Genomic DNA, 11,769 nt, shown 5'->3' on the forward strand with positions numbered 1-11,769 from the left:
ACTGGTTGTTCAGGGACAAGGCCAGGTCGGGCAGGAAGGCGTCAAGATCCTGTTCCACCAACGCCCGGTAGGCAGCGACGTTGCGGTGTGTGAGGTCGGCAGCGAACTCCGCCAGGCGATGACTGAAGTCCGGTAGCGCGTCACGCAGCCGGTCGAGGGTGTCTACCGGTGTGTGCGAGTCCTGAACGATGCGATCCAACGCCTCGATCAACGGCCCTGGCTGTTCGGCTTGGGTAGCCACGTCCACGACAGCGGCCCCCAGAACCGGTGCATGGTCTACACACAATCGTGTGATCTGCTCGCCCAGGTTCGGGATGAAGGCCGGGTGGGCTGCGGCGCGAGTGTACAGACTCACCCACCGATGCGCGTCCTCTTCACTGAGGCCCTCCATGTGGGGGTCGAACAGGCCGGGGTTCTTGGTCAGTTGGTCGGCGAGGAAGTACTCCAACAACCGGTCCGGTTGCACAGTCCCCCACAACCCGGCGTCCTGGTTCGGGTACAGCTCACAGATCCACCGGCGCACCTGCTGTCTGAGCGCGGTGGTCTGGTCGGCCAGGACCGGTACCGCGCTCAGGAGGGTTTCGGCCTCCTCTGTGGTGGCGGGTGAGCGGGTGAAGGCCACCGCGAGCACCTGCTCCAACACGGTGTTCTGCCAATCCGCGGTCGCCCCGCTCACCTGGACTCCGTATCCGGTCGCGGACCGTTTCCAGTACGCCCGTTCATGAACCAACACCCGAGCCTCCACCGGTCCGCTGCGCCCCGGACGGGCAGCCTCGGGTGGTGGTTGGGTGGCGTCCAGCAGGTCGGCCAACGCCCGCATGTGCACGCTCAGTACCGTGTCCCACTCCGCGGAGGACAACTCCGGTGTAGCCAGATTCGAGGCCACCGTCGCCCAGTCCGCCGACACGAGGGTATCGGCATCGGGTAGTGCGTTGGAGAGTTGGTGCAGGGCCGCGTGGTACTCGTGTTCGCGCTCCACCCGGGCCGGGGCCAGCGAGGGCAGGGCGATGGTGTGCTCGGTGATGTCTGCGAGCAGATGGCCGGTGTCGGTGTTGGCCTGCTCCCACCACTCTCCGACCGTGCGGGAGAGCAACAGCAACCGGATCGGGGCGCTGCCGTGTTCGCGGTCGCACACTTTCAGCAGGTGAGTGAGTTGTCCGGTGCGGGCTTCGACGTAGTCCACCACTACCAACAACGGCACCTCCACCCGTGCCAGCGCCTCCAGGCGGGAGGGGTCGGCGGCGTCGGTGAGCCAGAGCGTGGCCCACCGCTGCCCTTGGGTGACGTGGTCCAGGTGGTGGGTGAGCTCGTGGGCCAGACGGGTCTTGCCCTGTCCACCAGGGCCGTGCACCACCACCGCCGACACCTCGTCCGGGTGCTCGCACCAGGCGGTCAGGGTGTTCATCAGCTTCTCGCGGCCGTGGAAGGACACCACCCGACGGTGGGCCTCCAGTAGGGAGGCCGGGGACAGAGGCCGCCGGTGGTTAGGTGGCCGGTGGGCCAGGTCGGTGAGCTCGACCGGCTCCAACACCTGTGATGCCCCGTGCTCTTCCAGAACCGTCCGAAAGGCGGGATCGTGGTGGAGCACATAGGCGGGCACGGCCTCCAGCCGGGCGTGGTCGGAGTGGGCGGGATCGGCGGCCACCACCCCCACCACCAGGTCAGCGCAGACCAGCGCCGCTCCCGACAGGCCGCCCCACGGCGACCCTTGTCCCTTCCACTGAGGCGGGTGGGCGGTGATGTCCATGACGTGGTGGTTGCCCACGAAGTGGTTGCCGGGATTGATCACCCCTGCGGGCTGGGAGGTCTCCACCGCGTGCCCCGGCTGTTGGGCCAGATCCGGATACCCCCAGGTGTGGCAGGGGGTGCCCGGGGCGTGGGTGACCAGGCGCCCCCACCGCACCCGTACCGACGGAGCGAGCCAGGCGGGGTCGGTGACCTCCACCAGGGCGGCGTCATCGCGCCCGTGCGGGACGCCACGCCAGGCCACCCGGCCGGTGTAGACGGTGTCGTCAGTGGCGGTGAAGAACGTGACCGCACCGCCAACCTCAGGGACGACGTGGGCCGAGGTCAGCACCAGCCGGGGCGCGATGACATACCCCGACCCAGCGCCAGTGCCGGCCAGGCGGACGATGCGCTGCGCTGCGTTCATCGGGAGGGCTTTCGCGAGTCAGCGATCAGAACGGGCGAACCTTCCGGCCCAAGAGGGTCAGGGATTGATGCGTCCGGACCGGTCACCGGGCCCCGCGTCGTGCTGCTGGCCACTACTGACGGACACCTTTTCCTGGGGGTGGTTGCTGTTGCGTGGTGTGAGGGTGAAGGAGACCCTGTGGGTGCGGATCCGGCTCATACCGGCCTCGGCCTCTCCGGAAACGATCCAGGCGGCGACCTTGCTCTTGGCCTTGCCGTCGAAGCGGAACTGAACCTCGAACTCCATCTGCACGGGTCCGACGTCGAAGGTGATGTCGGGGTTCTCTGTCTCGGCTTCCTTGACGGCCTCGGTCAGCTCGTCGCGCAGGGTCTGCACAGCGTCAGTGAGGCGCAGGTCCACGCCGTCTCCTTGAGGGGTAGGGGTCGGAGGTACTGCAATCCTAAGAGTCGTAAGGCGGGGGAGTAGGGGATCCGAGGGATTGTCCGTGGCCGATCGAGGCCAGGCAGTCGTGCATAGCGACGACCGCACCGGCACAGCGCTGTCCTAGGGTGCCGGTGTGAGCACTCAATGGACGATCCACGGCGAGAAGCTCGTGGACCAGAACCGGCACATCCGTCTCTCCACCGTCGACGTGACCCTCCCGGACGGGGTGTCCTTCACCCAGTACGTCGTGACCATGCCCCCCGCCGCGATGACGCTCGTGGTCAACGACCAGCGCGAAGCCCTGCTGATGCGGCGACACCGATTCATCATCGACCGATGGGTGTGGGAACTGCCCGGCGGTTACGTCGACGGTGCCGAGGACATCGAGGCCGCGGCGGCACGCGAGGTCGAGGAGGAAACCGGATGGCGGCCCCGCTCGATGGAGCACATGGTGACCTTCCAACCCGCCATCGGATCGGTGGACCAGCCCCAGATCCTCTACCTGGCCCGAGGCGCTGACCTCACCGACACCCCTCCGGACGTCAACGAGGCCCAGGAGATCCGCTGGTGGCCGTTGGAGGAGGCGGTGGAGATGATCGCCCGGGGAGAGATCGTTGGTGCCTCCACCGTGGTCGCGCTGTACCGGGCGCTCACCCTGGTATGACCTCCCTGACCCGCGCCGTGAACTCCTCCACCTTGGGCAGCTTCTCATGAGGCCGGAGCCGGTGCCGCAGACGGCGCAGGTAGGACAGCACACGCTGTGACTGCAACCCTTCCACCAGGTCCAAGGCCACTCCACCAACCCGTACTGCCTCCTCCGGCTCACTGGCGGCATGGGCGGTGGCGAGCATCAGCAGGTTGAACGTCCTGCCGCGTACGTAGTCGGTGTTCATCTTCAGGGACTGCTCGGCGTACACGGCTGTCTGGGCGTCGTTGCCCAGAGCGAGGAAGCAGTGTGCGACCTTGGCCGAGAGGTAGGCGTTGTCGAAGTAGGCCAGCCACTCCGGCGGGCTGGGGTCGTCCGCCTCGAAGGCCTTGACCCCCGCCCGCAGGGAGCGGGATGTGGCCCGTGGATCTGAGAGCCCGGCGTGCCCATGGGCTTCGATGAGGTGGCACTCCGCCGCGAGCGCGGGGTGCCCGGCCCGGTGGGCGGCGGACTGCGCCGCCCTCGCCAGGTCCACGGCTTCGGCCGACCGCCCGATGTAGGTGGCCTGGTGGCCCATCGCCGCGAGGATCTCGGCGCACAACCCGTCGTCCCCGGACGTTTGCGCCATGCGTAGGGCCTGGATCAGATACCGCTGGGCGAGCCCGTGTTCCTCGCAGTCGTAGGCCATCCACCCCACGGCCTTGGTGAGTTCGGCGGCTGCCGAGAACAGTTCCCGGCCGACTGCCTCCGTGTAGCTGCCCCGCAGCAGCGGGGCGACGTTGGCGTCGAGGTACTGCACGACGGTGCTGCGGATACGGCCCCCGCCAACGCGGTTGTCCAGGTCCCGGAAGGCACGCGTCATCTGCCGGATGGCCGAGATCTCAGGCTGTCCGACACGGATCCGGCCGCGATGTGCGGGGCCGGGCACGGGAGGCTGGGTGAGCCACCGTACGGTCGCGCTCGGGTAGGCCGCCGTCGAGTACCCGCCGAGGACATCGCGACGGCGTTCGCCGTCGGCTCGGTAGAGCTGGCCGACAGTGGTGATCCCTGTCGTCCAGGACAGCGGAAACTCCAGGGTCCGTGCCTCGTCGTCGGGAAGCCCGCAGTCCTCCGGAAGTACGAGGCGTCCCAGCGCTTCGGAGATGACGGCCGCGATGATTCCGGGGACCGGCTGCTGCGGACGTTCGCCCGACATCCAGCGTCGGACGCTGTTGTGGTCGTAGGAGAGCGACAGTCCCTGCTCCCTGCCCCGTGACACCACCCTGCGGGCGAGTCCCTTGGCGGGCATTCCAGCCTCGTCCAGGAGTTCCACGAGCTGGACGTTCGGCTGCTTGGGGGTACGCGCCACAGCTTCTCCACAAGTTCGGGTCGAAGGCAGTGTGCCACGGCTGCCGGTGCGGGAGTGGGGATCCGGAAAAACGCACTCCCCCCTCGCACTCCTTTGCGGGGAGCACACGTCCATCTCCCGAGGTCACGCCTTCACCGGAGCCGTCAGGAAGTGGAGGGTGGGACCGACAAGCGCCTCGGTGGCGGAATCGGTTGTGAGAGGGAAGAGGGCGGATGGACAACGCGAAGGCTGAGGATCAGGAGACTCACGAGGAGCTGTTGGTCGAGCTCGGGGACGCCGCCGAACTGACTCTGGGCCAGGGGCGTGCCCAGAACGAGAACAAGCGCAACCCCTACAACTGACCACTGACGGGGCGCCCGGACACAGGTTCGGGCGCCCCGTTCATGAAGCAGGAGGAAACTCCCATGTGGTTCGGCGGTTCTACCGGCCCACCCTTCCACCGGCCGGTCGGCGCGCTACCGGTATCACCGAGGCTTCCCCAGGTGTGGGCGAGCGCCGACTGGCCAGAACACGAACGAATGCTCGTCTCCCACGGTGATCGGCACATCGTGGTGTTCGGTCCGTGCGGCGCCACGGTCGAGCAACTCCACCGCGCCACGGAACACGCCGTCCCGGACGACGCGGCCTGGAGGTGGCCCGGCAGCTACGTCGTGATCCAGATCGAGTCCTCCACGACCACCGTCTGGACCGACCTCGCTTCGGCCGTTCCCGTCTACACCCGCCCCACCCGGCAGGGAACGGTGTGGGCTTCCAGCTCCCTCCTCCTGGCCTGTCTGGACGGCCCTCACCAGGTGAACACCGCGATGGTGGCCGCCAGGCTGATCAGTCCGGACAGCGCCGAAAGTGAGCAGGGCTCGTTCTTCCGCGGGGTGGAGAGGATGCCCGCTGGGCACCGTTTCCGGATCTCCGGTGAGGGCGAGCCCACCATGAGCCCGGTGTGGGAACCGACGCCATACCCCGACGGACACGCACGCCGTCTGCGGTTCGCACTCGAAGGAGCGGTGGCCGTTCGTGTGGACCGCTCGGCTCGGCCGAGCACGGACTTCTCCGGCGGTTTCGACTCCACGGCCCTCGGTCTCCTGGCCGCCGAGCGGCTGGCTCCGAGAAAGCGACAGATCACGGGTGTCACCGTCCACCCCGCAGGAGTACACCAGGGTGGAGACCTGGACTATGCCCGTGAGGCCGCCGACCATCCCGGACTCCGCCACCGGTGGATGCCCCTGACCGAGGAACACTCGCCCTACGGTGGTCTCGGGTTCGTCCCCGCCACGGACGAACCGGCGCCTTCGACGGTCTCCTACGCCTACTTCTCCGGACAGTTGGTGTGGCTCGCCGAGCACGTGGGCTCGGACCTGCACATGACCGGTGACGGAGGCGACGCCCTCCTTCTGACGCCCCCGTACCATCTGGTCGAGTTGCTGCGCCGGGGCAGGATCACGTGTGCGCTCGGTGAGGCCGCCCGATGGGCGCACGTCCGCCGGATCTCGATCCTGCAGGCCTTGCGTGTCGCGAACTCCAGGACCGGTCCCGATCCGGTGCCTTCCTGGGTGCACGCGAGGACTCCAGCGGGGCATGAATCCGGCGGTCTCTCCCCGAAGAGCCGGACCCAACGAATGTTGATGCGGACCATGGCGCAGGCCGGACGCACGGCTCGTGCTGACGTCCAGATCGCCGAGGCCTTCGGTGTGGCGCTGCACAACCCCTACTTCGACTCCCAGGTCATCGACGCCTACCTGTCGGTACCGGTCGACAGCCTGCCTGGACCAGCGCGCTACAAACCGATCATGGCCGAGGCGATGCGGGATCTGTTTCCCACCAGGCTCGCTCGACGCACCACCAAGGGCGACGCGTCCAGCGATCATCACCAAGGGGTGAGAAGAGGGCTGCCGGAACTGCTCGCCTTCGTGGACGGGCGCCTCGCCGATGCGGGCCTGGTGGACGTTACCGCGCTGTGCGGGGCGATGCGGCGTGCCGCCATGGGTATCGGTGACGAACTGGCCCAGATCGAGTCCACGGTGGCCACGGAAGCCTGGTTGCGGTCAGTACGGGCTTCTCCCGTGATCGCGTGGGAGACAGAGGAGCGGGTGGAAGCGGTATGACGGGCTTTCTCGCGCTTTCCCCACGGGTACGCGCCTGTGACCTGGGGTCGGCGACGGTACTGGTGCACTACGGGACCGGGGCTGTCCAGATTCTCTCCCCACGGGCCGGAAAGTGGTGGGATCTGGCGGGCCAGGACACCGCGCTGGCTCAGCTGCTGCGTAGGAGCGGGATGGTGGAAGTGTCCGCGAAACCGCGCATCGGATCACCGCCCATCTCGGGGCGGCGTTGGGAGGCGAGCTGGGGCGTACAGGAGCTTCCGATGGGATTCGACGCGTTCCCCCGGGTTCCGTTCGCCCGGATGGTCGTCGCTTTCGGAACGCTCCTTGCGGTCATCGCTGTCGCCAGGAGTGGACGCCGCCGTTCCCGTATGCACCGTATGGTCCGGCTCGTTCGGTTCACTTCCCGGTTTGGTCGTCGCCCGGCCACCGTTGTCGAAGCATCGGAAGCCGTTCACGCAGTGCGTGCTTTGGGGCTGTTCTCGCCCGTACGAGTCGCCTGCTTGGAAGAATCGGTGGCCGCGACACTGGCCCTGGCCGTTCTCGGACGCGGCGTGCGCTGGTGCCATGGCGTGATCACCGACCCCATCCGTCTGCATGCCTGGATCGAAGCGGAGGGGCATCCGGTGGCCGAACCTGACAGCACACGGCGGTGCACGGCACTGCTGACCATCCCGACCGTGGAGGAGACCACGTGAGTGAACCCCTGATCTGGTTGCGCGGCGACAAGGCCGGGATCGGCCCATTGCGCTCCGACCTGGTGGAACAGTACTGGCGGTGGGAGCAGTCGATCCCCACCATCGTCGGCTACAACCGACAGACCCCGCAGCCGTTGGAGTCCACACGGGAGATCCTGGTGGAGGGCTACGGTCGCGCCTCTGACCGGGAGTTGCGGTTCACCGTCTACGACCTGACCGGGGAAGACCCGTGTCCGGTCGGTCTGGCCCAGGTGTACATCGATCAGATGCGGCGCAACGGCGAGTACGTGGTGGCCCTGGGTGAGTCCCGGGGCAGGGGCGTGGGCAGCGAGGCGACCCGGCTGGTGCTGGATTACGCCTTTCACGTGACCAACCTGCGGTGCGTCTACCTGACTGTCATCGAACCCAACGTCGGAGCCATCCGCGCCTACGAGAAGGCCGGATTCAAACGGCAGGGGATGCGGCGCAACTCCAACCAGTGGCTGGGGGAGACCGTCAACGAGGTGCTGATGGACGCCATCCCCGAGGAGTTCGAAGGCCCCTCGCTGGTCAAGGACCAGTTCCGGGTGTGAACCTCCGATGCCCGCCGAGCACGACGGGCACCGGAACTCAGCCCGTGTGCAAACTGCCCAGGAAGCGAGCCCATGCGCCCGGGGCGAAGCCCAGAGGCTCCAGGTGGAGGTTCTGGTTGTCCCGGACCCCAGTTACGGGCCCTTCGGAGACCTCCACACAGGTCCCGGCCTCGTTGCTGTAGCTGGACTTGTGCCACGGCGTGGTCTGGATGCTCATGTGGGGGACCCTCCTCAGTCGAGTTCGGCGATCCGGTCCCGGACCAGGTCGCGGGAACGCTCGGGGGACAGCGCCGCCGCCCTCAGATGGTGGGACCTCAGTTCATGGTGCTGCACGTCCTCGGAGGCGTCGAACAGCAGCCCCTGGGGTGGCACGTCCACGTGTCCGACGCGGTCGTCCCCGATCCACAGCAGGCAGAACCCGTAGTTCAGGCTCATGCCCTCCGACTGGGGGAGGACCTGGAGGTCGACACTGGGATGGTCGCTCAGCTCCAGCAGGTGTTCGAGCTGGGTACGCATCACCCTGGGACCGCCGACCTGGCAGGTGAGAACGGGCTCGTCGACCACCCACCACATCCGAGGCGGGTGGTCGCGGTACAGGATGCTGCGGGACCGCTCCAACCGGGCCTCCAGCCTGCGTTCGCGTTCGGCCTCGTCCGGCACCGCGCCGCGCCCCATCAGAGCCCGGATGTAGTCGGGGTGCTGGGCCAGGCCACTGAAGAGGCCGAGGGTGTACTCGAAGATCTGGTCCGCCTCGTACTCCAACGGGTAGTACGCCCCGCCGGGAACGTCCTCGTAGGCGTTCCACCAAGCGGAGGCCCGGTTGCGGCTGGCGGCCTTGGCGATGTGGGCGAGTTCTTCCCTCAGTTCGTCGGAAGCCTTGTAGAAGCGGCAGAGCGCGTCGATCTCCGGGCTGCTCAGCCGCTTCCACTTGCCGTTCTCGATCCGGGAGACCTTGGACTTGTGCCAGCCCATCTCCTCGGCGGCCTCCTCCTGGGACAGCCCGGTCTGAGCGCGTAGCCGCTTGAGCTGGCTGACCAGGTAGTGCCGCCGGGCGGGAGAACCCTGGACCGGAGAGCCCTCGGGCATCTCCACCTCCTGTCTTCGCTGCGCGGGCATGGCCATCTTCTCACCCGCATGAAATACACATAGTCACTCATTGTACACATAGCGACTTGCTCTGCTTGTAATTTGCGTCGTTGCAAATCATGATGGACATACGGCGGGTCGGAAGTGAACGGTTGCGCGGCCCGCTCCGCATTGGTGACGACAGCGAGGTGATGCGCGGTGAACGAAGTCATGTGTGTCTGGAGGCGTCCGGGGCCGGAAGACGTGGGGCTGGCCAGGTTTCTGGTGGACGGGGCGCTGACGGCGGCCGAGGTGGATGAAGCCGGTCTGGGAGTGGCCCGGCTGGCGGTGAGCGAGGCGTTCACCAACGCCCTGCTCCACGGACGCCCCGAGGTCGGCGTGGAGGTCTGGACGCGGCCGGGACGCTGCGGGGTGGTCGAGGTGTACGACACCGGGCCGGTGCTCCCGGTGTTTCCCGAGCCGGAGGAGTTGACCCGGGTGATCGACGACCACGGGCGCGGACTCGGGCTCATCCGGGCGTTCACCCGCGAAGTGTGTGGGGTCTACCGCTGTGGTGTGGGCAAGCGGGTGTGGTTCGCGGTGGCGATGGACGGGAGTGCGTTGGACACGCGCCGAACCCGCGCGCTGGTCGAGGAACACGCGCGCATGCGGGCACCACGGTCCGCGGCGCTCATGGTCTGAGCACACCTCGTGGCACTGAGAGCGAGGCGCCCCGGCTGGTGCGGGCACACCCGCCGGGGCCTGATCACCACCCGGATGAGCAGGAGGAAATCGTGAGGAAGTGTAGTGCTCGACGTCGACGGCATCGAGGAGCCCGGCCCTACCTGATTCGCTACGAGCTGCTGGTGGAGGCAGCCAGCGCGGTTACGGCACGCCCGCTGGCCAGGTGGCGGCCTGCGGAACTCGACGCCCTGACCGAGCTGGTCAGTATCTGGCGCGACCAGTGAGGTGCGGCCCGTGCCCTTCACCTGCGGAGATGGGGCAGCGGATTGTGCGTCCATCGGATGCAGGTCGTAACCAACGGACTTCGAGCCGGTCGGGGCGATAGGGACCGGTCTGGGTTGGTTTGGATGCCCTGTTGCTCCGGTGTGCTCCGGCGAGGTGGAGGCACGGCCGAGGCTGAAGAGCGCACTTGGAGCAACCGCACGGCTCCTGACATGCGAAAACCCCGGGTCGAGTGCCTCGAACGTGGCCTCTGACCTGGGGTTTCGGGGGTAGGCCCCCAGGGGCTCGAACCCTGAACCCACGGATTAAAAGTCCGTTGCTCTGCCAATTGAGCTAGAGGCCCGCGACACGACTCGGAGCCTGCCCCCAGTCGTCGCCGGAGCCAACTCTACCGCAGCCATACGGGCTCTGGATGGCTGGTACACCCTCGCAGGGTCAGGAGCTACTCACCCCTCGGGCACGCCCGCACCCCGGTCCGTGGAGACGAGGTGGCGGCAGTGGAGCCATCACCGAGCACACCAACTCCGAACCGTTGGGGCCCGGCGAACACGGTCCTCACCCGCAGCGGGATCCTGCCCGTCAGCCATGCTGCTGTCCGGGCAGGGGCTGGTGGTGTGCCGGTGGCTGCGCCTTGCGTGCGGCGGGTTTGAGCATGGCCGCGGTGGCCTCGGCGGCGGCTTCGGCCACGTCGGGGAACACGGTCCGGTAGGCGTCCTGCGGGGGTCAGTCGGGCGTTGGCGTGGGTGGTGTGGGGCGTCGAGGGCCTCCTGGCGGCTGGTGTGGACGTCGCAGTCCACACCGATACCGGAGGCCCTCTCTGCCTGTGTCAGACGGGGCGGGCGTTACCAACCTCCGTGGTCAGTACAGCTAGCGCCGGATCCTGGTCCGATGCTCCCCCACTCCAGGAAGGTGCGGGCGTAGCGTGGCTGACATGACTGCTCATCTGTCCCACGGCGAACGGCTCCTCACGGTCAACGGCGTCGAGCTGTGTGTCGAGGCCTTCGGAGACCACACGGCCCCGGCGATCGTGCTGGTCGCAGGGGCCTCTGCCTCGATGCTGTGGTGGGACGCCGAACTGTGCGGGCGGATCGCCGCCCGCGGCCGGTTCGTGGTCCGCTTCGACCACCGCGACACCGGCCGCTCGACCTGCTACCCGCCGGGCCGGCCGGCGTACTCCTGCACCGACCTGGCCCGGGACGTGCTCGGCATCCAGGACGCCCTGGGCATCGAACGCGCCCATGTGGTCTGTCAGTCGATGTTCGGCCAGAGCGGCCTCATCCTCGGCGTGGACCATCCCCACCGGGTCGCGTCGCTGACGTTCGTCTCCAGCTCGACCGGGGCCGAGGACCTGCCACCGCCCTCCAGCGACCTGGCCATGCCCGCCCAGCCGCGTTCCTCCGACGCGGCCGCGGTCGTGGAGTACGTGATCGCCGACGCGCGGGCCTGCGCCGGCGACTCGCCGTACTTCGACGAGGCCGCGGTCCGGACGCTGGTCGAACGCGACGTGGCGCGCGCCAGGAACTACGCGTCCACGCTGGTCAACCACTACTCCATCGACTTCGACGGACCTGCCCGCGGCGGCTTCGGCGACATCGCGGCGCCCACGCTCGTGGTCCACGGCGACCGGGACCCGCTCCTGCCGCCGGCGCACGGCGAGGCGCTGCGTGCGGCGATCCCCGGGGCCGAACTGCTGGTCCTGCGGGGAGCCGGTCACGACCTGCCCGAGCCGGTGTGGGACGACTTCGTGGCGGCCCTGGTCCGGCACACGGGAGGCGGCCGCCCGTGAACCGGTTGCTGTCGCCG

General features: G+C 68.1%; 13 protein-coding genes and 1 tRNA gene. 8 read left to right on the forward strand and 6 right to left on the reverse strand.

What is annotated here, in order from left to right:
* Both D455_RS0127005 and D455_RS0127010 read right to left on the reverse strand, forming a co-directional pair.
* A partial coding sequence (locus D455_RS0127005) for a S1 family peptidase (RefSeq protein ID WP_017573780.1) occupies nucleotides 1–2,152 on the reverse strand: 2,152 nt, incomplete at its 3' end.
* 57 nt (nucleotides 2,153–2,209) lie between these two features.
* Nucleotides 2,210–2,551, reverse strand: coding sequence for a trypco2 family protein (locus D455_RS0127010; protein ID WP_017573781.1), 342 nt, complete (start codon nucleotides 2,549–2,551; stop codon nucleotides 2,210–2,212).
* Between the two features lie 157 nt (nucleotides 2,552–2,708).
* On the opposite strand from D455_RS0127010, the gene D455_RS0127015 reads away from it, so the two are divergent.
* Nucleotides 2,709–3,239: an NUDIX hydrolase gene (locus tag D455_RS0127015; protein ID WP_026123024.1), complete on the forward strand. Its 531-nt coding sequence runs from the start codon at nucleotides 2,709–2,711 to the stop codon at nucleotides 3,237–3,239.
* Here D455_RS0127015 and D455_RS0127020 read toward each other — a convergent pair.
* Nucleotides 3,226–4,569 (reverse strand): hypothetical protein, encoded by a 1,344-nt coding sequence (locus D455_RS0127020; RefSeq protein ID WP_017573783.1) that lies wholly within the window; start codon nucleotides 4,567–4,569, stop codon nucleotides 3,226–3,228. The genes D455_RS0127015 and D455_RS0127020 overlap by 14 nt on opposite strands.
* Nucleotides 4,570–4,781: 212 nt before the next feature.
* Here D455_RS0127020 and D455_RS34030 point away from each other — a divergent pair, with 212 nt between their 5' ends.
* The 4 genes from D455_RS34030 to D455_RS0127040 all read left to right on the forward strand — a co-directional run bounded on the left by D455_RS34030 (nucleotide 4,782) and on the right by D455_RS0127040 (nucleotide 7,935).
* Nucleotides 4,782–4,910, forward strand: a complete 129-nt coding sequence (locus tag D455_RS34030) for an albusnodin family lasso peptide (protein WP_017573784.1) — start codon at nucleotides 4,782–4,784, stop codon at nucleotides 4,908–4,910.
* Nucleotides 4,911–4,973: 63 nt separating this feature from the next.
* A complete protein-coding gene (locus tag D455_RS0127030) occupies nucleotides 4,974–6,668 on the forward strand; it encodes an albusnodin/ikarugamycin family macrolactam cyclase (protein WP_026123025.1) in 1,695 nt (564 codons plus the stop codon).
* Nucleotides 6,665–7,363: a lasso peptide biosynthesis B2 protein gene (locus D455_RS33340; RefSeq protein WP_040685166.1), complete on the forward strand. Its 699-nt coding sequence runs from the start codon at nucleotides 6,665–6,667 to the stop codon at nucleotides 7,361–7,363. Before D455_RS0127030 ends, D455_RS33340 begins: the two co-directional genes overlap by 4 nt.
* Nucleotides 7,360–7,935, forward strand: a complete 576-nt coding sequence (locus D455_RS0127040; protein WP_017573787.1) for a GNAT family N-acetyltransferase — start codon at nucleotides 7,360–7,362, stop codon at nucleotides 7,933–7,935. Before D455_RS33340 ends, D455_RS0127040 begins: the two co-directional genes overlap by 4 nt.
* Before the next feature lie 37 nt (nucleotides 7,936–7,972).
* Here the strand turns inward: D455_RS0127040 and D455_RS0127045 are convergent, their stop codons facing one another.
* Together D455_RS0127045 and D455_RS0127050 are read right to left on the reverse strand one after the other, a co-directional pair.
* Nucleotides 7,973–8,152, reverse strand: a complete 180-nt coding sequence (locus tag D455_RS0127045) for a DUF397 domain-containing protein (RefSeq protein WP_017573788.1) — start codon at nucleotides 8,150–8,152, stop codon at nucleotides 7,973–7,975.
* A gap of 14 nt (nucleotides 8,153–8,166) precedes the next feature.
* Nucleotides 8,167–9,051, reverse strand: coding sequence for a helix-turn-helix domain-containing protein (locus tag D455_RS0127050; protein ID WP_241480401.1), 885 nt, complete (start codon nucleotides 9,049–9,051; stop codon nucleotides 8,167–8,169).
* A gap of 168 nt (nucleotides 9,052–9,219) precedes the next feature.
* Between D455_RS0127050 and D455_RS0127055 the strand changes: the two genes are divergently transcribed.
* Both D455_RS0127055 and D455_RS34340 read left to right on the forward strand, forming a co-directional pair.
* Nucleotides 9,220–9,702, forward strand: coding sequence for an ATP-binding protein (locus tag D455_RS0127055; RefSeq protein WP_083922487.1), 483 nt, complete (start codon nucleotides 9,220–9,222; stop codon nucleotides 9,700–9,702).
* 92 nt (nucleotides 9,703–9,794) lie between these two features.
* A complete protein-coding gene (locus tag D455_RS34340) occupies nucleotides 9,795–9,968 on the forward strand; it encodes a hypothetical protein (protein WP_160167864.1) in 174 nt (57 codons plus the stop codon).
* A gap of 268 nt (nucleotides 9,969–10,236) precedes the next feature.
* Here D455_RS34340 and D455_RS0127065 read toward each other — a convergent pair.
* Nucleotides 10,237–10,309, reverse strand: a tRNA-Lys gene (locus tag D455_RS0127065).
* Nucleotides 10,310–10,897: 588 nt separating this feature from the next.
* Between D455_RS0127065 and D455_RS0127075 the strand changes: the two genes are divergently transcribed.
* Entirely contained in the window at nucleotides 10,898–11,752 is an 855-nt protein-coding gene (locus tag D455_RS0127075) for an alpha/beta fold hydrolase (RefSeq protein WP_017573792.1), read from the forward strand.
* The last annotated feature ends 17 nt before the right edge of the window (nucleotides 11,753–11,769 follow it).

This window comes from Nocardiopsis halotolerans DSM 44410, assembly GCF_000341065.1.
Lineage (GTDB): Bacteria > Actinomycetota > Actinomycetes > Streptosporangiales > Streptosporangiaceae > Nocardiopsis > Nocardiopsis halotolerans.